The sequence below is a fragment of the uncultured Comamonas sp. genome (genome assembly GCF_964277875.1).
GTDB classification, from domain to species: Bacteria; Pseudomonadota; Gammaproteobacteria; order Burkholderiales; family Burkholderiaceae_C; genus Comamonas; species Comamonas sediminis.
Map to the genome: position 1 here is coordinate 25,237 of NZ_CAXYJV010000041.1, position 22,011 is coordinate 47,247.

A 22,011-nucleotide genomic window follows, 5' to 3' on the forward strand; every position below is an offset into this window, starting at 1 on the left:
GACAAGAGAATCGGCATGGTGCGGTTGCGCGCCATGCCGTGCGGCGCTTAGCGGTACTCGAACTCCACCCGGCGGTTGCGCTGGTGGGCCTCTTCGCTGGTGCCGGTGTCGGCCAGCCGCTCCTTGCCGTAGCTGACGGCTTCGACGCGCGCGGGATCGACCCCCAAGGTCTGCAGGCTGCTGCGCACCGACTCGGCCCGTTTTTGGCCCAGCGCCAGGTTGTATTCAATGCCACCGCGTGCATCGGTGTGGCCTTGCAACGTCAGCGATTGGCCAGGGTTGCTGCGCATCCAGCGGGCATGGCTTTCCAGAACCGGGCGATCGGCGGGACGCACCGTGTAGGAGTCAAAGTCGAAATAGACGATATGGGCGGTATCGGCCGGGCCTTTTTTGCCGGGCTGTGCGGTGGCTACGACCGGTGCCACGCCCGATTGGGCGGGTGTTTGCGCCGGTTTGGGCAGCGCGTAAATGTGTTCCTCGCGTTTGGCGGTGGTGGAACTGGTGCCGCAGGCGGTGAGGCTCAAGGCCAGTGCGGCGGCAACGGAGAGAGGTAAATGTTTGAACATGGCAATCCTTGATCGGGCCCGGCGCTTGCCTGTTGCCAGGCAAGCGCTGCGAACCCATGGGGCACAAGCGGGTCACTGCTTAGCGCGGGGAGCGCTGTGCATCAGGCCGCCTGGTGGTGCAGAAGGTCCTGCGGCAGCACGCTGTGTGCATCGCCACTGGACACGCTGCTGATGGCCGTAGCCACCGGCTGCAGCGCACTGCCTGCGCTGCTGGCCACGAAGTGCGGCGCTGCCGTACCCCCCAGCAAGCCGCCCAGCAGGCCTTGTCCGCCGAGCAGACCGCCGACGATGCCTTGTTCACCGGTGATGCCGGACAACAGGCCGGTGTTGCCACCCAGCAGGCCGCCGACGACGCCGTTGTCGCCCAGCAGGCCGCTGACGAGGCTGCCGTCGCCGGTCAGGCCCGCCAGCACGCCGCCCGTGGTGCCATCGGCCGAGCCAAGCACACCGCCGAGCAGACCGTCAACAACACCGCCCAGGTCTGCTGCGCCGCCACCCGAGGTGGCACCGCCCAGCCCTGCCACGACTTCGTGCACGGTCGAGAGCACCGGCTCGAGCGCCTGGCCTGGCACCTGGGTCAGGCCATCGGCGACCGAGGTCACCACACCAAGCGGGCCACCGCTGGTGATGGTCAGGTCCTCGGCGACACTGGTGACCGGTGCCAAGACGCCGCTTTGCGGATCCAGCAAGGTATCAACCACGGCGTTGACCGGTGCTGCCACCGTGCCGCCTACCAGGTCGCCCACCACGTTTTGCGCGGTGGTCACCAGACCGCTGCCATCGGCGCCGCCCGAGCCGGAGCCCAGCACACCGCCCAACAGGCCACCGTCACCGGTCAGGCCGCCGAGCAGACCGCCATTGCCGCCGACAACGCCGCCGACAACGCTGCCCAGCAGGCCGCCGTCGCCACCCAGTACGCCACCAAGCAAACCGCCTTCGCCGGTCAAACCGCCCAGCAAGCCGCCGGCCGCGCCACCCGATGCGCCGCCGCTCAGACCCGCCACCACATCGTGCACCGCAGAGACGACCGGCTCCAGCGCCTGGCCAGGCACTTGCGTGAGGCCGTCGACCGCCGAGGTCACGAGGCCCAGTGGGCCGTTGCCGGTGTTGGTCAAGCCTTCGACGATGCTGGTCACCGGCGCCAGGACGCCGCTTTGCGGATCCAGCAGGGTATCGACCACCGCGTTGATGGGCGCTGCCACCGTTCCGCCGACGAGATCGCCGACCAGGTTTTGTGCCGAGGTGACCACGCCGCTGCCATCGGCACCGCCGGAGCCGTTGCCCAGCAATCCGCCGAGCAGACCGCCTTCACCGGTCAGGCCGCCGAGCAGGCCGCCATTGCCGCCGACGACGCCGCCGAGCAGACCGCCGTCACCGGTCAAGCCACCCAGCAGGCCGCCTTCACCGATCAGACCGCCGAGCAGGCCACCATTGCCGCCGACGACGCCGCCGAGCAGGCCGCCGACTGCGCCGCCTGACGTGCCTCCGCTCAGACCTGCGACAACCTCGTGCACTGCAGAGACCACCGGCTCCAGCGCCTGGCCAGGCACCTGGGTCAGGCCATTGACGGCCGAGGTGACGACGCCAAGCGGGCCGCTGCCGGTGTTGGTCAGGCTTTCCACCACGCTGGTCACAGGGGCCAACACCCCGCTTTGTGGATCCAGCAAGGTATCCACGTTGACAGGGGCTGCGGCCGTGCCGCCGACCAGGTCTCCGATCAGGTTTTGTGCCGTGGTTACGACACCGCTGCCGTCGGCACCGCCCGAGCCCGAACCCAGCAGCCCGCCAAGCAAGCCGCCGTCACCGGTCAGACCGCCCAGCAAGCCACCGTTGCCGCCGACGACGCCACCCAGCAGACCGCCTTCTCCGGTGAGGCCACCCAGCAGACCGCCTTCACCGGTCAGGCCGCCCAGCAGGCCGCCGTCACCGGTCAGGCCGCCGAGCAAGCCGCCATTGCCGCCCGTCAAACCGCCCAGCACGCCGCCAACCACGGTGCCAATCAGGCCGCCGCCACCGCCGTCGCCGATACTACCCAGGCCGGCAATCAGTTCGTTCAGCGTGCCGATCACAGGCTGCAGGCCCTGGCCTTCAACCTGGGTCAGACCGCTGACCAGCTCGGTCAGTACGCCCAGTGGGCCGCCTTCGACCGAGGTCAGGCCTTCGAGCACGTTGGTGACCGTCGCCAGGGTGCCGGTACCAGGGTTGAGCAGGCTGTCGAGCAATTGGCCTACCGGTTCAGCAACGGTGCCGCCCAGCAGGTTGTCGACAACGTCCTGGGCTGTGGTGATCAAGCCACCGTCGGTGGCACCGCCGCCCGGGACCAGACCGCCCAGCACACCGCCGACGATGGTTCCGATCAGACCACCGCCCAGGCCGCCGCCCAAACCGCCTTCGCCAAGGGTGCCCAGACCGGCAATCAGTTCGTTCAAGGTGCCAATGACCGGTTGCAGCGCCTGGCCTTCGACCTGGGTCAGGCCGCTGACCAGCTCGGTCAGCACACCCAGCGGACCGCCTTCGACCGAGGTCAGGCCTTCGAGCACCGAGGTCACCGTGGCAAGCGTGCCGCTGCCAGGGTTGAGCAGGCTGTCGAGCAGTTGGCCTACAGGCTCGGCCACCGTGCCGCCCAGCAGACCATCGACGACATCCTGTACCGTCGTGACCAAGCCGCCGTCGGTGGCGCCGCCACCGGGCACCAGGCCACCGAGCACGCCGCCAACGATGGTGCCGATCACGCCACCTCCCAGGCCACCTTCACCCACGTTGCCCAAGCCGGCAATCAGCTCGTTCAACGTGCCGATGACAGGTTGCAGCGCCTGGCCTTCGACCTGGGTCAGGCCATTGACCAGCTCGGTCAGCACGCCCAGCGGGCCACCATTGACCGAGGTCAGGCCTTCGAGCACCGACGTCACTGTGGCAAGCGTGCCGCTGCCAGGGTTGAGCAGGCTGTCGAGCAATTGACCCACAGGCTCGGCCACGGTGCCGCCCAGCAGGCCATCCACCACGTCTTGCACGCTGGTGACCACGCCGCCGTCAGTGGCGCCACCGCCTGGCACCAGGCCACCCAGGATGCTGCCGACGATCGAGCCAATGAGGCCACCGCTGATACCGCCTTCGCCAATGCTGCCCAAACCGGCAATCAGCTCGTTCAAGGTGCCGATCAGCGGCTGCAGGGCCTGGCCGTCCACTTGGGTGAGGCCATGGACCAACTCGGTCAGCACCCCCAGCGGGCCGCCTTCCACGCTGGTCAGGCCTTCGAGCAAACCGGTGACGGTGGCGAGTGTGCCATCGCTGGGGTTGAGCAGACTGTCGATCAATTGGCCCACAGGCTCGGCCACGGTGCCGCCCAGCAGCCCATCCACCACCTCTTGCACCGTGGTCACGATGCCGGGGCCATCCGTACCACCGGGAGGCGTACCGGAGCCGCCGCCCAGCAAGCCGCCCAGCAGGCCGCCAACGCCTGCCAGCAGCTCACCGAGCGGGCTGTTCTCACCCAGCAATCCGCCCAGCACCTGGTTGACCACGCCGGGAATGCCTTCGGTAGCGGTCGGGTCGCCCAGACCTGCGATCAGCTGGTTGAGCGTCGCCACCAGTGGCTCGAGCCCCTGGTCCTGGATATTGACCAGTCCATCGACCAGCTCGGTCAGCACGCCCAGAGGACCGCCATTGGTATTGGTCAGCTGCTCCAGCACGCCGGTCACCACTGCCAGGGTTCCCGTCGATGGGTTGATCAGCGAATTGACCAGATCCGTGACGGGTGCCACCAAGGTGCCACCGCCCAGCGCGCCCAGTACGTCCTCCACCGAGGTGATCAGACCATGCCCATCCGTCGGATCGGTAGGAGTCGTCGGATCCGTTGGGTTGGTCGGATTGGTCGGATTGGTTGGATCCGTGGGGTTGGTGGGGTTCGTCGGATTGGTGGGGTCCGTGGGGTTAGTTGGATTGGTAGGGTTGGTCGGATTGGTAGGGTCCGTGGGGTTGGTCGGATTGGTGGGGTTCGTAGGGTTGGTTGGATTGGTTGGATCCGTAGGATTGGTCGGGTTCGTCGGATTTGTTGGATCCGTAGGGTTGGTTGGGTTGGTCGGATTCGTAGGATTCGTCGGATTGGTGGGATCCGTAGGGTTGGTCGGGTTCGTGGGATTCGTCGGATTGGTAGGGTCCGTCGGATTCGTAGGGTTGGTGGGGTTGGTCGGATTGGTTGGATCCGTGGGGTTGGTTGGATTGGTCGGGTTTGTAGGATCCGTCGGGTTGGTCGGATTGGTGGGGTTCGTCGGGTTGGTCGGATTCGTGGGATTCGTGGGATCCGTAGGATTGGTTGGGTTAGTCGGGTTCGTAGGGTTGGTTGGATTGGTCGGGTTCGTAGGATCCGTCGGGTTGGTCGGATTCGTGGGGTTAGTCGGGTTCGTTGGATTGGTGGGGTTGGTCGGATTCGTAGGGTTCGTTGGATTGGTCGGGTTCGTCGGATTCGTGGGGTTGGTTGGATTGGTCGGGTTCGTAGGATCCGTCGGGTTGGTCGGGTTCGTTGGGTTGGTTGGGTTGGTTGGACTGGTGGGGTCCGTGGGGTTGGTCGGATCCGTAGGATTGGTGGGGTTCGTCGGATTGGTCGGATCCGTGGGGTTGGTAGGGTTGGTGGGATTCGTTGGATTGGTGGGGTTGACCGGAGGCGTGCGGTCGTCGTCATCGTCCCCACTGTCCAATGCGGCCGCAATCAGCGCGCCACCGCCAATGCCGACGAGACCCGCCAACAGAAAATCGCCCAATGTGGAGCCACCTGCCTCGGCCGTTTCCTGGGTTACCACCAGGCCCAGCGCGTCGGTGTCATCGCCGGCAGGGGCTACATCGACTTTGCCGGAGGCCAGATCCAGCGCCATGGCACCGGCCCCGTCAGACCCTGCCTGGTAGCCCAACGTCGCCTCGGTGCCACCGGCAAAGGTACCGACCAGCTTCTGGCCACCAGCGCCGGTGAACTGGGCCTGCGCACTGCCATCGGCCGGGACGATGATCTTGTCACCCACCTGCAAGGCTGTGCCTGCCGGCGCTGCCATGGTCTGGCCGTCGCGCACGATCTGTACGCCAGCAGTTGCCTGGGACAGCGTGGCAGGCGTGCCTTTGGCCGATGCGGCCATCGCCGCTCCACTGCCGGTTTGGGACGCCATGCCGTGGGTTGCCAGTGCGGCAGCTGCGGTATTGGAAGGGAGGGCGGTAGAGGTGGTCATGTTCTCTGTCCTGTTGGAGATGGAATATCAAACGCAAGGGCTCCGACTCGCCTCGCGAGGCTTATCTGGGTGGAGCCTGTGCAACATGTGTGCCATAGATTTGTTTTTTATCTGGCGTCTTTTGGTTTTTCATAAGTGATTGAAAAATATGGGATAATTTATTAATCAATGGAAAATCCGCTATTTAAAAACTATGATTCGGAAGGGTGGTCAAGCTATGTCCAATGTTGTTCCGTGGGGTGTTACGTAACGTTCCCGAGTTATGGCGGAGCAAATCTGTAAATATTTGATACTTTTGTTGGTTCATAGTATTTGCATCATGGGGCCGGATAAGCCATAAAAATTTACATAATGAATCAGGTGCCGCGCTCGCATACCATTTCCGCTGTCGTCTGCTTCTCGTCTGTTTTTCCAAATCGCTGATCCGGTGCCTGTCGGGCCGGACATTCGGCTGCGTTTTCTGACCCATGACTTTGAAAAAGCCATTTATGCGCATTGCGTCTCGCCCTGTTTCTCGTTCGATCCGGTTATTGCAGACGCGGCTGCCCCGAGTGGCCGCCGCACTATGGACAGGCAGCGCCGCCGCGTTGCTGGCGCTGCCGGTCCATGCGGCGCGAGAGGTGGATGCCGTCGCGCAGCTGCTCGAGCAGGGGCAGACCGAGCAAGCCGCCCAGCAGGCCGACCAGTTTCTGCAACTGAACCCCGCCGATGCAGAGATGCGCTTTTTGCGCGGTGTGATCGCTACGGAGCAAAAGCAGCTGCCGCAGGCCATTCAGATCTTTTCGGCATTGGCCCGCGATTACCCGGCCATGCCCGAGCCCCATAACAATCTGGCGGTGCTCTATGCCGCTCAGGGGCAGGAGCGCAAAGCTGTCGATGCGCTGGACCAGGCCATCCGCGCCCAGCCCGGCTATGCCACTGCCTACGAAAACCTCGGTGATCTGTATGCACGCATGGCCAGCCAGTCCTACGCCAAGGCGCTGGAGCTGGACAGCGGCCGCCAGGGCATTGCTCCGAAGCAGGCGCTGATTGCCCAGATGGCGTCTTTGAAGGCGGGGTCTGCGGCGCCGGCCGCTGCGTTGCCAATGGCTGCGGTGGCCGCGGACGCGCCCGTGTCTGCAGCCAAGGCCGCGCCAGCGCCAGACTTGACGCCTGTGCAGTCCGCAGCTTCACTGGGCACCACCGAGCCTGCGCCGGCGCCGTCTACCGCCGGGCGCACCCCATCGGCGTCGCCCCGGCCCCTGGCCGGCGCGCAGGCGGCCCTATCTTCTGCCCGCCCCGATCCGGCGGGAGATGCGGCGCCTGCGCAAACCGCTACGCCGAAGGCCGATGCTTCCCCTGCCGCCGTCCAGGCGGCTGTACAGGCCTGGGCAAAGGCCTGGGCACAGCAGGACATGGACGCCTACCTGGCTGCCTACAGCCCCAGCTTCACACCCGCCGATGGCAGCAGCCTGGCGGCCTGGAAGCAGTCGCGCCGCCAACGCATTGGGGGCAAGCGCGAGATCAGCGTAGTGCTCAGCGATGTGCAAGTGGTGGTGGAGGGCGAGCGTGCCAGCGCGCGGTTTCTGCAGGCCTACGCCTCCGGGGCACTCAAGAGCAACACGCGCAAGACCTTGGTGCTGCAGCCGGAGCAGGGCCAATGGCGCATTGTGAGCGAGACCGTCGGGCGCTGAGCCAGCGCGACAGGAAAGGCGCCTGCCGGGAACGGACAGGCGCCTGGCTGGGATGGGGCGCTCAACGCGGCGGGCCGGACTGCTGGCGCTGACCGCCGCGCCCCGCGCGCCTTTCGCGCCGTTCGCGTTCAGTTGCGTGCAAGGTTGGAGAAATTCACCGCCGCGCTGATCGTGATCAGCAACTGGCTGGCCACGCGGCAGTCGGTCAACGGCGCGCGGCTGCCACCGCTGGCAGGGCGCTGGCGGCCGGCCAGTGGATGCCCCGCTTTGGGCCAGACCATGCGCTGGTAGCAGGTCTTGAACAGCGACTGCATGCCCGAGAAAAACTGGCTGCGCTGCGCCGGGCTGGAGAACGCGGGTTGGCCGTGCTGCAGCGAGCATTCCATCAACGCCGTCGCCACCCAGGGCTCGGGATGCAGCTTGCTGTGCTCCTGGTCTTGTGCCAGGGCGTGCATCTGTTGCCAGGCTGCATGCAGCCATTGGCAGTCCGTGGCGGATGCGGGCTCGCCGCCGCCGGGTGCATCCCCAGCCTGCTGCCCGCTCAGTTGCAGGCTTTGCAGCGCCAACTGGGCCCAGGGTGCAGAGGCACCGGCGGCGTTGCCGGTCTTGCCATGCAACTGCTGTGACAGCAGGCCAATCAGGTCCCGCAGCGCTGCGGCACTGCCGGCGCCCGGGTAGAGATGGACATACTGCACCAGCACGATCAGCCCCATCGCCTTGAGCAGGTCGCTGCCGCATTCATGCAGGCTCCAGCGCTGCATTTGCGCGACCTGGTAGGCGATGGCGCGGTGCACAGTCATGGAGGACGCCGCTGTGGTTCCGCTTTGGCGCTGCGTCAGCAGCAGTGCGTAGGTGATGCCAAGGTGGTCGATCAAGGTGCTGGCCTCGGGCCAACTGCCGTCTTCGCTCTGGCTCAGGGCCAGCAGCTGCTGGGTAGCCTGGTAAATCGCCGGTGCCGCGTCGCCCCGGTTCTGCCGTGGTGCGGCTGGCGGGTAGTGGGGCAGGGTGCGCATTTCTCCCAGGGGGCAGAGGTGCAGGCCTTCCAGCACCAGATGCCAGCGGGCCTGGGTGTTGGGTGGCACCGCATCGCTCAACTGCTGCAGGCGCGAGAGCGCCCGCGTCGTCTGCTGGCTCAGCGCGGCGAGCATTTCGCCGCGGTACGGCGCATGGTCGGCCAGGCTCCAGGACTGGCGCAGGTCAGCCAGCGCATCCTGCGGCTCATCGCCCGCCAGCGGAAGCACCGCCGTCACCCAGTCGACACGCAGCTCCATGCTGGTGATGTTGAATGCCCAGGCCCACTGCCGGATCCGCGCTGCACCTTCGGCCCAGGCTTCATCAATGCTGGGCTGGTGGGTGCAGAAGCTGGTGATGGGCAGGTGCTGTGCGGTCACCGTGAAGAACATCAGGCAGCCATCGTAGGGCTTGGGCAGCTCGGCCGCCTGCTGGGCGACAAAGCGTGCAGCCAGTTGGAGCTGGTGGCTCAGGCCCGGGGCGCTGTGGATCTCCATGGACAGATGGCGTTCCTGGGCTGCATCGAACAAGGTATCGCAGACCTCCGGGCTGAGCAAGGGAGCGTTTTGGGTCATGTGCAGGTCTCCGGTCCGGGTGAAGGGCTGGCTGGGTGGAAAAATGTCTGGCCTGCAAGGAACTGAGCAACTGCCGTGCCAGCGTGCCCATGCTTTCCGGAAGAATGTCTGCAATCGAAAAGACGTTGTTTTATTTCGATATTTTTATGCCGGGTAGTGCGGACCTGCTTGTGAAGGCCCACGCCGCTCTCGCTGTGTTCCCCGGTTGTTACGTAACGTTTGGCCGGTGTTCCAAGAGCGCCTGGCCCGCGCAGCCCTATGCTTGGCCGCTGCAGCGGTCTGTATAATCAACCCGCTTTGCGCGCGCTCCCGGCGCCGCCTTTGCCGCCTTCAGGGGCGCGTAACCGGCAAGCAAGATTTCTGGCTGTTTTCTGCGGCTTTGGTCCACTGCAACGAGACAAATCCCCCATGCAAAGTGCTTCTCCAGCGCGCCCCTCCCTGCGATCTCTGGTGCCCGTCCTATGTCGCCAGCACTGGGCGGCGGTCTGTGTGGGTGTGCTGCTGGGGGGGACAGCGCTGCACGGGCAGGCCGCGCCGCCATCGCCAGCGGTGGCAGAAGTGAGCCAGCTGCTGCAGCAGGGCAAGGCGGCCCAGGCTGCCAAAGAGGCCGACGCCTACCTGCGCAAGCAACCCGCCGATGTGGAGATGCGCTTTTTGCGTGGCGTGATTGCGGCCGAGCAAAAGCAGAATGCGCAGGCGATCAGGATCTTCCAGGAGCTGACCCGCGATTACCCCGGCATGCCCGAGCCTTACAACAACCTGGCTGTGCTGTATGCAGCCGATGGGCAGGACCGCAAGGCGGCGCAGGCGCTGGAGCAATCGATGCGCACCCATCCGAGCTACACGACGGCGCATCAGAACCTGGGCGACCTCTATGCGCGCATGGCCAGTGATGCCTATGCGAAGGCGCTGCAACTGGAAGGCGGGCCCAAGCAAACGGGGCCCCAACTGGCGTTGATCACGCAGATTGTTCCGGCGTCGCTTGCCAATGGCAAGAATGCCTTGGTGCAAGCGCGCGCCGATGCGCCGCCCCAACCGGTTGCCCCACCGCCTCCGCCGCCGGCGCCGGCGCCCGCGCCGGCCCCAGCACCCGCACCGGTGCCAGCACCGGCCCCCGTGGCCGCGCCCAAGCCGCCTGCGCCGAGCCCTGCGCCGGCTGTAGTGGCCCAAGCGGCTCCTGCGCCTGCTCCCGCTCCCGCCAAGGCGGCAGCGGCGCCCGCTCCAGCGCCGGCCCCTACGCCTGCTCCGGCGCCCGCGCCTAAGGCGGCTCCGGCACCTGCCGAGCCCGCCCACGCCGTGGCCGCCGCGCCAGCCGCCAAACCGGCAGCACCTGTGGCCGAAACCAAGCCCAAGCCAGCGCGCGATACCGCCAAGCTGGATGTGGAGCGTGCCGTCAACACCTGGGCCACAGCCTGGGAGAAGAAGGACATGGGCGGTTATCTGGCCGCCTACAGCGACCAGTTCAGCCCGGCCGGTGGCGGCAGCCTGGCGGCCTGGAAGGAAGAGCGGCGCCAACGCATTGTCGGCAAACAGGCGATTGTGGTGAATGTGCGCAATCTGCAGGTCAGCGTCGACGGCGACCAGGCGACGGCCAAGTTCCGCCAGTACTATGCGGCCGGTTCCCTCAAGACGACCACCCGCAAGACCTTGGTGATGCGCCTGGAAAAAGGCCATTGGCGCATCATGCGCGAGACCACCGGCGGCTGATCGGGCAGCTATGATCGGCGCTGGTCCGCACGGAAGTCAGTAGAAGGAATCGCAGGCTATGCCTTTTTGCAAGCAGTTTTGGCGCTCGGGGATTGGCGCAGCCATGGTGGCCGCCGCAGGCGCGGCGCTGGCCGCAGGCACCCCGGCCACGCCGCGCGCTGCAGCACAGGCCAGGGCCGCTACTGCCAACATCCGCCAACCCGATGCCGAAGAGCGCCTGGTGCAGATCATTGCGCTGGTGCAGAACCAGCAGCTGGACCATGCCCTCAAGGCGGCAGCCAGCTTGACGGCCGATGTGCCGCATTTTCAGGCGGCGCAGCTGGTGTATGCCGATCTGCTGCGTTTTCGCTCCGGCCAGCCCGGCGCCTTGACACCGGCTGCGGTGGCCGAGCGGGCTGCGATGCTGCCGGTCAAGCATGTCCCGCTGCCGCAAGCCGGGGCAGCGCCGTTGCCCATTCCTGCCGCCAGCGTTCAGGGCGCGCAGAGTCTGGAGCAGCTCCAGGGCCTGCAGGACGAAATCCGCCGCCGCATGCATGGCGCTCAGTCCTTGCCCGCTGCTGGCCAGGTGCCTGCGGAGTTTCTGTCGCTGTCGCCCTCGGTGCGGCAGGTCATTGCGATCGATGCGAGCCAGTCGCGCCTTTATTTGCTGCGCCACGACAAGGGGCAGTTGCAGCTGGTGGACAGCTTCTATGTCTCCGTTGGCAAGCTCGGCGTGGGCAAGCTCGAAGAGGGTGACCAGCGCACGCCTGAAGGCATTTACTTTATCGGCCGTCAGATCGCAGGACAGCGCCTGCCCGAGTTTTATGGCAAGGGCGCCCTCACACTGAACTACCCCAATGACTGGGACAAGGCCATGGGCCGCTCGGGCAGCGGCATCTGGCTGCACGGCGCGCCGCCGGACCAGTTTGCGCGCCTGCCCCAGGCCAGCGATGGCTGCGTGGTGTTGGCCAACCCCGACTTGATCGCACTGATGCGCACGGTGGACAAGCTCACGCCGGTTCTGATCCGCGATCAGCTGCAGTGGGTGGCGCCAAGCGATGCCTCCCACCGCCAGAATACGGAGGCCTTCACGGCAGTGCTGCAGCAGTGGCACCAGGCCTGGATGCAGGACGGTCCCCAGGCCGCTTTGCAGCTGGCCTCGCCGCAATGGACGGCCTCGCCCGAAGGCCAGGCCTGGCAGAACCGCATGGCCGCGCTGTTCAAGGGCCGCAACGTGGAGCTGCAGGACATCTCCACCTACGGCTGGAAGGACGACAAGGGCGAGATCCGTGTTGCCAACTTGAAGCTCAAGAGCCGCGAACAGGCCCAGCCCTTGTCGCTGCGCCAGTACTGGCGCAAGGTGGGCAAGGACTGGCGCTTGTTCTCTGAAGACCTGCAAAACCAGAGCTGACCGTGGTCAGCCCATAGCAAAAGGCCCAAACCGAGGTTTGGGCCTTTGTGCTTTGTGCAGCGGCTTAGTGCTGCGAGTCCGGGTCATCCAGCAGCTGCTGGCGCAGCTTCTGGTCTTCGGTCATCTCAAACCACATGGCGTTGAGCACCGCAAAGGCGGCGGCCAGTGGCAGGCCGAGAATCCAAGAGAAATACCACATAGTTGAATCCTTTCTGTGTGCGGCGGCGCTCAGTAAGCGTGGCCGTTGCCATCGTTGATGTCCTTGGCATTGACCTTGCCCCAGAGGACGGAGTAGACCCAGCTGGTATAGGCGAGGATCAGCGGCATGAAGATGAGCGTGCAGACCAGCATGATGAACAAGGTCATGTGGCTGGACGAGGAATCCCAGACCGTCAGGCTGAAGCGCGGATCCACGGACGAGGGCAGGATCATCGGGAACATCGAGGCGCCTACGGTGAGGATGATGCCGGCAATGCCCAGGCCGCTGGTGATCATCGCCAGACCATCCTTGCGGGCGCGGATCAGCACGGCCGCCAGCAGGCAACCCAGTACGCCGAGAATGGGCGCAGCCATCGTCCAGGGGTGCTGCTGGTAGTTTTGCATCCAGGCGCCGGGGGCGTGGGCTGCGGTCTTGAACAGCGGGTTCGACGGGCCGGTGGTGTTCAGCACCGAGGTGATGCTGTAGCCGTCGACAAACTTCCACAGCACGATGCCTGCGAGCACGAACAGCACGGCGGTGACGACGGCCGAGATGCTGCCCACGGTGCGGGCCCGGGCGGCAATCGCACCTTCGGTCTTGATGCACAGCCAGGCGGCGCCATGCATCAGCAGCATGGTGACCGAGATCAGGCCAGCCAGGATCGCGAAGGGGTTGAGCAGGCCGAAGAAGCTGCCGTCGTAGTGGATATAGAGCTCAGGCGTGAGGCGGAAGGGTACGCCCTGCAGCACATTGCCCATGGCCACGCCGCAGATCAGCGCGGGGATGAAGCTGCCGGCAAACAGTGCCCAGTCCCAGCGGCTGCGCCAGGCGGGAGACTCGTTCTTGCTGCGGTACTTGAAGGCGACCGGGCGCAGGATCAGACCGATCAGGATGACGAACATGGCCAGGTAAAAGCCCGAGAAGGACACCGCATACAGCTGCGGCCAGGCGGCAAAGATGGCGCCACCGCCGAGCACCAGCCAGACCTGGTTGCCTTCCCAGGTGGGGCCCACTGCGTTGATGATGACGCGGCGCTCCAGATCGTTCTTGCCCAGGAAGGGCAGCAGCATGCCGGTGCCCAGGTCAAAGCCGTCCATCACGGCAAAGCCGATCAGCAGCACGCCCAGCAGGACCCACCAGATGACACGCAGGGTGTCGTAGTTCAAAAGTGTATGCAAGATCATGGTGTTACTTTCCCGAATAGGTAGGTTGTGCCGTGGCGATCGAGGCATAGCTCAGCGGCTGCGGGTCACGCTGCTCGGGCTCCAGCTCGGGGCCCTTCTGGATGGCCTTGAGCATCAGCTTCATCTCGATGATCAGCAGCACCGTGTACAGCGCCACAAAGCCCAAAATGGTGATCAGCAGGGTGGTCACGCCCAGGTTGGATGCGGCCACAGCGGTGGGCAGCACGCCTTCGATGATCCAGGGCTGGCGGCCGAACTCGGCCACAAACCAGCCGCACTCAATGGCGACCCAGGGCAGCGGGATCGACCAGACGGCCACCCACAGCAGCCAGCGGCGGTTTTCCAGCTGGTGGCGCGACGCAAGGTAGAAGAACACGGCGGTCAGCACGATGAAGAACATGCCCAGCGCGACCATGATGCGGAAGGTCCAGAACAGCGGAGCCACCTGCGGAACCGTGTCCCAAGCCGCCTTGGCGATCTGCGCGTCGCTGGCCTGGCGTGGGTCATCGACATAGCGCTTGAGCAGCAGCGCATAGCCCAGCGACTTGCCATTGGCCTCGAACTGCTCCTTGAGCTCGGGCGAGATCGTCGTCGTGGAGCCCGCTGCGCGGATCTTCTCCAGCGCGTCATAGGCCTTGATACCGTCGCGGATCAGCACCTCGGCATGCTTGACCAGGTCGTTGATGCCCTGCAGCTCGGTATCCAGCGAGCGGGTGCCGATCAGACCCATGGCCCATGGGATGTGGATGGCGTAATGGGTCTCGCGCGCTTCCTGGTCGGGAAAGCCGATGGCAGTGAAGGCGGCCGGTGCAGGCTCGGTCTCCCACATCGCTTCGATCGCGGCGAGCTTCATCTTCTGGTGTTCGCCCGACAGGTAGCCGGACTCGTCCCCGAGCACCACCACCGACAGCGAACCGGCCAGGCCAAAGGCGGCAGCCACGGTCATCGACCGCTTGGCCAATGCCACATGGCGGCCCTTGAGCAGGTACCAGGCCGACACGCCCAACACAAAGATGGCCGCGCAGACATAACCGGCAGAGACGGTGTGCACAAACTTGGCCTGCGCCACCGGGTTGGTGAGCACGGCCGCGAAGTCATTGACTTCCATGCGCATGGTCTGTGGGTTGAAGACGGCACCCACGGGGTTCTGCATCCAGCCGTTGGCGATCAGAATCCACAGCGCCGACAGGTTGGTGCCCAGGGCAGTGAGCCAGGTGACGATCAAGTGCTTGACCGGCGAGAGCTTGTCCCAGCCGAAGAAGAACAGACCGACAAAGGTCGCCTCCAGGAAGAAGGCCATCAGCCCTTCGATGGCCAGCGGGGCGCCAAAGATGTCGCCCACATAGTGGCTGTAGTAGCTCCAGTTCATGCCGAACTGGAACTCCATCACCAGGCCGGTGGCCACGCCGATGGCGAAGTTGATGCCAAAGAGCACACCCCAGAACTTGGTCATCTGGCGCCAGATGACGCGCCGCGTCATCACATAGACCGTCTCCATGATGGCGATCAGCATGGACAGCCCCAGGGTCAGGGGTACGAAGAGAAAGTGGTACAGGGCTGTGAGTGCAAACTGCAATCTTGATAGCCCGACGATGTCGAGATCCATGAACTGGTCCTTCCGTGTTGTAAGTGCTCGATCTGGTAGAAAAACTACGTGGGTTCCAAACTGACAAATCCTTGGCTTGCGCAGGCTGCGGGGGCTAGCCAGGCCGCAATCGCTGCAGCAGTGCTTCAAACTCCGCCGTGCCCTTGCGCGCTTGCGCCAATCCTCCTTGCAAGGGGGCGATCCAAACAATGCGGTCGGCGTGGCGCGCCTCGCGCTGCAAATGGCTGGCCATCACGATGGCGCCCTGGCCGCTGGCTGTGCGCTGGGCATGCCATTGCGCAATCGCGTTCATCACCTGGGCAGCGATCTGGCGGTCCAGCCCTTCGGTGGGTTCGTCCAGCAAGCTCAAGGGGGCTGGGTGCAGCAGCAGGCGGGCGAGGGCCAGGCGGCGTGATTCGCCCCCCGACAGGCCTGCGCCCTGGCTGCCCAAAGGCGTATTCAGTTGTTGGGGCAGCGCGCGGATGACATCAGCCAGGCCTGCTGTTTGCAGTGCGTCCCACAGCTGCGCATCGCTGGCGTCAGGGCGGCCTAGGCGCAGGTTGGCGGCCACACTGGCCTGGAACAGCTCCGTGCGCTGGGGCAGGCTGGCACAGGCCGCACGCAGCACCTGGCCGGCGCTGGGCGCCAGGTCGCCCGCTATCAGCGCCATCAGGCTGGATTTACCGGCGCCGCTGGGCCCGGCCAGCACCAGCCATTCGCCATCGGCCACCTGCAGATCGACCTGCTGCAACAAAGCGCTGGCGCTGCCCGGGTGTTGCAGGCGGACCGCTTGCATGTCCACGGCCAGGCCGGTTGCAGGTGCTTGGGCTTCGCCGGCGCGGGTGCCGGCAGCGTCATCGAGCAGCGGAGCAATGCGGCGCGCAGCGAGCAGGGTGCGGCCCGCTTCCATTGCGCCACGGCGGATGTGGACGAGGGGCTCCAGCGCTGCCAGCAGCAGCAAGGTGGCCAGCGCGGCAATGGGCGCGCCGATCTCACCCTTTTGTGCCAGCCAGGCGGCGCAGAGCAAGGCGGCTGCGGTGGCCAGATGGCCCAGCATGGCCATCGCGATGGCGATCCCCGATTCCAGCCGGTTGAGACGGATATCGGCCGCACATTGCTGGCGCTCCGCCGCCGCAATGCGGGCCATCTGGCGCGCCAGTGTGCCGGCCATCACCAGCTCGGTCTGCGCGCCGACGGCATCAATCACCTGGGCCCGCAGCTGCTCGCCGGCAAAGCTGCGGCGCAGCGCGGTCATAAAACCGTGGCGCACGCACCAGGCCACGCAGGCCAGGCCGCCGGCCAGCACCATGGCGCCGACCAGCAGGCCGCTTTGCCAGTTCAAAAAGACCGTCAACGCCAGCGCGGTGACGCAGGCACTGACCAGCAGCGAGACGGCCGGGGTCAGCAGGCGCAGGTAGACAGCGTCGAGCGCATCGATATCGGCGGTAAGGCGGTGCAGCAGGCGGGCGGGGCGCTGGCGCAGCGCCAATGCGGTATCAGCGGCGGCCAGGCGCGAGAACAGTTGCACCCGCAGGGCGGCCAGCACGCGCAAGGTGGCATCGTGGGTCACCACCCGTTCGCTGTAGCGTGCGCCGGTGCGCAGCATCGAGAAAAAGCGCACACCGGCACCGGGTGCAAACACATCAAACACCACGGCCGTGGCGGTAGAGAGACCCGCCACATAAGCAGCGGTGAGGAACCAGCCCGACAAACCCAGCAACGCCATGCCGGCGCACACGGTGATGGCAGCGAGCAGGCTGCCCAGCAGCATGCGCCGGCGGTAGGACGATTGCGCAAACAGTTTAACAATGGGGCGCAGCGCGTTCCAGGCCATCATGCGATGCTCCTCGTGGCGGCGGGCAGGCCGGTGGCAATGGGTGGCTGGCTGCCATCGAGCGACAGCACCCGGTCCATGCAGGCGGCCAGCAGCGGATCATGCGTGGCCACGACCAGAGTCGCGCCGCGTGCAGCCAAGGCCAGCAGGCCCTGGCGCACAAATTGCGCGGTCTCGGCATCCAGGTGGGCCGTCGGTTCATCGGCCAGCACCAGGCGGCAGCCAGGCGTGGCAGCCGCGCGTGCCAGGGTCAGGCGCAAGGCCTCGCCACCCGACAGGCCCAGGCCGCCATCGCCCACCACCGCATTGCCGCGCAAAGCCAGCACGGGGCCGAGCGCCGCGCGCTGCACCGCTTGCTGCAGCGCGGCGCCGTCGATATCGCGGCCCAGGCGAATGTTGTCCATCAGGCTGGCAGCCAGCACATGGGGCTTTTGCGCGACCCAGGCGATGCCGCTGCGCAGCCGGTCGGCATGGGCTGCATCCAAGGGGGCGCCATCGATATGGATACTGCCGGCGCTGGGGGCAGCCAGGCCCGCGATCAGCGCCATCACGGTGGATTTGCCGCTGCCGCTTTCACCCCACAGCGCAACGCGCTCACCCGCGGCAATCTCCGCGCTGAAGGCATGGACCACCAGCGGGCTCTGGGCGCTGTATTGAAAGCTGATGTCCTGGATTGTCAGCGCGGCAGCGGTTGTCTTGGGGGCGCTGGCGGCGCTGTCTGGGTGCCCATTGCCAGTACCCACCAGCTGCGGGCCAGGCTGCTGCAGCGCTTGCAGCGCGTCCAGCGCAGCGACACCGGCGGCCTTGTCATGCCATACCGCAGACAGCTCACGCAGCGGCTCAAAAAACGCGGGGGCCAGCAGCAGCACGAACATGGCCTGGGCGAGGCCCAAGGTACCGCCCCAGCTGCCAAACGGGATCTGGCCCAGCAAATGAAAGCCGACATAGACTGCCACCAGTGCCACGCCCAGCGCAGAGAACAGCTCCAGCACCGCAGAAGACAGGAACGCAATCTTGAGCACTGCCATGGTGTTGGCACGCAGCTGCTCTGCCGCACCGGTCAGCTGCTGCGCCACCTGGGCCACGGCGCCCAGTCCGCGAATACTGGCCAGACCCTGCAGGCGATCGAGCAAGAACTGGTTCAGGTTGCCAACATCCTGCAAATGCTTCTTGCTGGCCGCCTCGGCCCGCCAGCCCACCAGCGCCATAAAGATCGGAATCAACGGCGCTGCCACCAGCAGCACCAGGCCCGCCACCCAGGACAGGCTGAACACGCAGACCAGGATGACCAGCGGCACCACCATGACCTTGGTGCGCGCCGTGGTGTAACGGGCAAAGTACTGCGTGATGTGGTCAGCCTGCTCGTTGAGCACACTGGCCGCCAGCCCGGCCGATGGGCGCTGTGGGTGCAACGGCGAATGCAGCGCCAATGCCTGCAGTGCCTGCAGCCGCAGCTGCTGCGTGTGGGCGCGCGCCGCTGCAAAAGCCCGGCGCAGGCCATAGCCATCCACCAGGGCCCGCAGCAGGCCCAGTGCCAGGAACAGGGCGCAAGCCTTGGCCAATGCCGACCAGGCTGCTTGCTGGTGAATCGCCTCAATCCCCCAGGCAATCACCGCCGCTTGCGGCAACCACAGCAAAGCCGCGAGCACCTGCCACCACGCTCCCTTTGCAGAGGGGCGCGTTGCCACAGCAGAGCTGCTGGTGGAGGAGGTAGCGCGGGTGGATGGCATGGAGGAGTTTTTCAGTTTTCAGAAATTCTTGAAAATATTGTATATCCAAGATACTCATTAATTCAATTTATCGAATACCTGATTGGAACTACGTTGATCGAAGGCGTTGGACTTGACGGGCCGTGCTCAGGCGTCAGTTGCTACGAAATTCAGAGCATTCAACGCCCTGAAAACATAGGGAATGCAGAAATTGCCGTAAACCCCAGAGCCTTCGGTTCTGGCTGCTGCCTGGCGTTTTGAGCCCGCTTTGCCAAACGCTTGAGCCGATTGTGTTGCCTAGAGTGTGAACAGAGCTTGCTGTAAGTCAAGAACAGCGCGGGTTCTCCCTAGGGGGTGGGATGGCGTGGGGAAGGCGTTGTTCGGGGGCGACTGGGTGCTGTTCACAGGGAACAACACGCCGCATAGATGTGGGTGTGGCCTCGATGCGGAGTGAGGTCAGGGACAGAGGATTGTTAAAAAGCGCTGGTAGCTTCTTGAAACGAATAGAAACCTAAGTGCGATCGCCCAAGCCTCTCCTAAATCAGGACAGCCGCCTTGGCGTCCTGTGGGCAAGGTTAAAGCAATCCTCTCAAAAACTATGTAAAAAATGCGATTCAAAAGCACGCAACATTGTGGTCCGGCATGCTTGGGTGAATGTTAGCGATTAGTACATTAGTGCTCTAATTTATTTTTCTCTTGATTATAAAAAACCTATCTAGCAAAAATGGCCCATTCATTCCATTGCTCATTGGCTGAAGATGCTAAATATGTCTGTGCAAAAAATTTTTAATACCTCATCTGGAGCGAAATTTAAACGTCTAAGTTTCTCTATGTTTAGTTTCGAACAAGGCGCAAGGGTAAATAGCTAGTTAAATCGATACGGATATTAGTATGGCTACTTGCTTGGAGATGCGATTGCCGGAGCTAGACAAAGCGAAAAATTGCGTCAATTTTGAAAATCCAGTTGATTGAGAAATAAATATAGATGGGCGTCTCAAATTATTGTCAAGAGTTTAGTGTTTGAGGCCAACTATAGACGCCCTTTGTCGATCGACTCCCGGGTGTATTAAGTTGGCTCGTAAGTATTATTTGTGAGTTATACCGTGAGAATGAAAAGCGTCGCAGTATTTATCAATGTATTATTTATAGTTTATTCTATGCGAGCTTGAAATGAAAATTCTATATTCTTCTCTGAGATTGTTATTCGTTCGCACTACATATCGAAGGTTCAAGATTCTATCTCTCAAATCTTCCGTCATCGATTGGGTTGAACAAGTTTAAAGGCCCATCTTGATTTTCAAAAAATATTTTGTCTAAATCTATTTTCCTTTGTTTTAATAGCTTTTTAAGTTTTTCGAAATTTTCACATTTTGCTTTGATTACCACTCTGTTTTTCTTTTGATTGATATATGTTTCATATATATATATATGCTCCGGAAACTGTCGCCGTAAAACACTGTTTTGAAAACTTTCTAACTCTAACAGGCTGTATTGAACATATTTTATATGAAATTTTTTTAGAACATTTTTATCCGCATCGATGTTTGATGTTAATGCAAGAGTTATAGTTGAATTATCGTCTGAAATCCACATTCCCGCATATTTATCCCCCGCCTTCTCGATAATGTACCGGGAGTGTTCTTCCATCAGTGAGTTTGCTTGCTCTGATCTAGCTGGCAAATTAATTGCTAATAATAATGAAGTAATAACAAATAGAATTTTGATCATATGAAAATTAAATAGCATTATAGTGTGATTGATTTCTCTGAAACTTCAATTATTGACATGATTTTCTTACGCAGCGCTTACAAAATAAACATTTTTCATAATATTTCAATAAAAACTATTGATAACAAATTATCGATATTGTTAATGATTTTTAAGTTATGCTAGTTTTTCGTTAATTGAAAGGAAGAAAATGAAATTACGCGCAATAACTTTGGCATTAGCCATTCCAATCAGCGCCATTGCTGGTCTAGATGAAAGTCAATACTTATTTAATAGCAAGGATCAAGCTTTAAAAGCAGCTGGATTGGATATATATGAGTCCGAAAAAAATACCAAGGTTATAGGTGCAGTTTCAGAGAACATTAAAAATATATCTGCTGAAATTTACGCGGGAACCTGGATCGAATACGATGAGAATAACGACGCTAAACAATTTATTGGAGTCAGCTCAATACGTGACTTAAATAAAAATATAGCTCAAGATAATAATGTGAAGATTCTCTTGCATAAATATAGTTATCAGGAGTTAGAGGGTTGGAGGCAGAAGATTTGGGAGTTGACGAAAGAATATAATTTAAGTGATGAATCACTAATACTAAATATTGCCATTGATGATCAAAGAAATAAGATTTTGGTGCGCACTAGAGAGGAGAATTTGGATTTTGTTAGGAATTTTTTAAATTCGAACTTGGGGCAAAACGAATCAGTTATTGTGGAATCCCAATCTGGGCCTATTACGCTATATGGAAATATTTATGGAGGGACGAAGATTGCTTCATTTTTGCCAAATCAGCCGCGGACCCGTGGAGGCTCTTCCTGTACCGCAGGATTTAATGTGATAATTGACGGGGTGTACCAAGGCACGCTAACTGCTGCTCATTGTAAGCATCAGGGACCCTTGAGTTGGACTAGTGTTTACTTTAATCAGTCGAGCGCCGCAAACGTAGTTCAAAAAGGCGAATATATAGGTGAGTACTTGGCGGATGAATTTGATTCAGGAATTGATGCTATTCTCTTCGGCAACGTTAGCCATGTACATTCCACTTCAGGGCGCTATTGGGGCCCTTATGGATCTCTCCGAACAGTTTTGCCTTTAGCTGCTCCTGTGCAGAACTCTACAGTTTGCTCGTTTGGAGGTACCAGCGGTTGGCGTTGTGGAACTCAAATGTCCGTTAACTCGCAGCAATGGTTCAACTGGAAGATGTTTAATCTATCTGAGGCTAAGTTTTGTGGTGCGCCTGGGGATTCTGGTGGGCCGGTTGTAAATGCGAATGGCAATGCCCTTGGTTTATATACGGGTGTAATGGGTGATAGGAGTAAGGGAACATGTGGGCCATCGCTGGGTGGGTCATTGAAGCCTAATTCAGTCTATCAACCTTTAGGTCGTTATCTTTCTATTTATCGTAATGTTCAGCTTCAGTTGAGGTAGGCTTTTAATAAAAATATAATCCCAAGTTAAAGTTAAAGTTAAATTGTTAGACTTTTGAAGCCTATACTAAATTGATTGTTAACTTCAATCACCCAACTTTTAAGTTGGGTGGTTTTTTTGCTTTTTATCAGTTTAAATATTGATGATTACAAATAGTTGGTTCTTTTAGAGGGTTTAGCTGTTTTATATATTTTTCGTGTTGATAGAT

Annotated in this window: 13 protein-coding genes; 4 read left to right on the plus strand and 9 right to left on the minus strand. The window is 61.7% G+C overall.

Annotated elements, in window-relative coordinates; genetic code table 11:
* Positions 1-47: 47 nt before the first annotated feature.
* Positions 48-566, minus strand: a complete 519-nt coding sequence (locus ACHWUQ_RS15640; RefSeq protein ID WP_394681681.1) for an OmpA family protein — start codon at positions 564-566, stop codon at positions 48-50.
* A gap of 101 nt (positions 567-667) precedes the next feature.
* On the minus strand, positions 668-5,779 hold the full coding sequence (locus ACHWUQ_RS15645; RefSeq protein ID WP_394681682.1) for a hypothetical protein: 5,112 nt from the start codon (positions 5,777-5,779) through the stop codon (positions 668-670).
* 488 nt (positions 5,780-6,267) lie between these two features.
* Here ACHWUQ_RS15645 and ACHWUQ_RS15650 point away from each other — a divergent pair, with 488 nt between their 5' ends.
* Positions 6,268-7,452: a tetratricopeptide repeat protein gene (locus ACHWUQ_RS15650; RefSeq protein ID WP_394681683.1), complete on the plus strand. Its 1,185-nt coding sequence runs from the start codon at positions 6,268-6,270 to the stop codon at positions 7,450-7,452.
* 128 nt (positions 7,453-7,580) lie between these two features.
* Here ACHWUQ_RS15650 and ACHWUQ_RS15655 read toward each other — a convergent pair whose 3' ends face one another.
* Positions 7,581-9,038 (minus strand): hypothetical protein, encoded by a 1,458-nt coding sequence (locus ACHWUQ_RS15655; protein WP_394681684.1) that lies wholly within the window; start codon positions 9,036-9,038, stop codon positions 7,581-7,583.
* A gap of 450 nt (positions 9,039-9,488) precedes the next feature.
* Between ACHWUQ_RS15655 and ACHWUQ_RS15660 the strand changes: the two genes are divergently transcribed.
* Positions 9,489-10,745 carry a tetratricopeptide repeat protein gene (locus tag ACHWUQ_RS15660; RefSeq protein ID WP_394681685.1) on the plus strand — a complete coding sequence of 419 codons (1,257 nt, stop codon included), beginning with the start codon at positions 9,489-9,491 and terminating at the stop codon, positions 10,743-10,745.
* Between the two features lie 58 nt (positions 10,746-10,803).
* Positions 10,804-12,135: a murein L,D-transpeptidase family protein gene (locus tag ACHWUQ_RS15665; protein WP_394681686.1), complete on the plus strand. Its 1,332-nt coding sequence runs from the start codon at positions 10,804-10,806 to the stop codon at positions 12,133-12,135.
* Positions 12,136-12,199: 64 nt separating this feature from the next.
* Here the strand turns inward: ACHWUQ_RS15665 and cydX are convergent, their stop codons facing one another.
* From cydX to ACHWUQ_RS15695, 6 genes are all read right to left on the minus strand, one after another.
* Positions 12,200-12,334, minus strand: coding sequence for a cytochrome bd-I oxidase subunit CydX (gene cydX / locus ACHWUQ_RS15670; RefSeq protein ID WP_021025677.1), 135 nt, complete (start codon positions 12,332-12,334; stop codon positions 12,200-12,202).
* A 29-nt stretch (positions 12,335-12,363) separates the two neighbouring features.
* Entirely contained in the window at positions 12,364-13,518 is a 1,155-nt protein-coding gene (gene cydB / locus ACHWUQ_RS15675; protein WP_312462754.1) for a cytochrome d ubiquinol oxidase subunit II, read from the minus strand.
* Between the two features lie 4 nt (positions 13,519-13,522).
* The gene (locus ACHWUQ_RS15680; protein ID WP_230776577.1) at positions 13,523-15,124 is read right to left on the minus strand and encodes a cytochrome ubiquinol oxidase subunit I; all 1,602 of its coding nucleotides are present in this window, start codon (positions 15,122-15,124) and stop codon (positions 13,523-13,525) included.
* Between the two features lie 94 nt (positions 15,125-15,218).
* A complete protein-coding gene (locus ACHWUQ_RS15685) occupies positions 15,219-16,940 on the minus strand; it encodes an amino acid ABC transporter ATP-binding/permease protein (RefSeq protein ID WP_394681687.1) in 1,722 nt (573 codons plus the stop codon).
* Positions 16,937-18,667 (minus strand): thiol reductant ABC exporter subunit CydD, encoded by a 1,731-nt coding sequence (cydD, locus tag ACHWUQ_RS15690; RefSeq protein WP_394681688.1) that lies wholly within the window; start codon positions 18,665-18,667, stop codon positions 16,937-16,939. Before cydD ends, ACHWUQ_RS15685 begins: the two co-directional genes overlap by 4 nt.
* A 1,215-nt stretch (positions 18,668-19,882) precedes the next feature.
* The gene (locus tag ACHWUQ_RS15695) at positions 19,883-20,374 is read right to left on the minus strand and encodes a hypothetical protein (RefSeq protein WP_394681689.1); all 492 of its coding nucleotides are present in this window, start codon (positions 20,372-20,374) and stop codon (positions 19,883-19,885) included.
* A gap of 190 nt (positions 20,375-20,564) precedes the next feature.
* On the opposite strand from ACHWUQ_RS15695, the gene ACHWUQ_RS15700 reads away from it, so the two are divergent.
* Positions 20,565-21,803: a S1 family peptidase gene (locus tag ACHWUQ_RS15700; RefSeq protein ID WP_394681690.1), complete on the plus strand. Its 1,239-nt coding sequence runs from the start codon at positions 20,565-20,567 to the stop codon at positions 21,801-21,803.
* Positions 21,804-22,011: the final 208 nt, after the last annotated feature.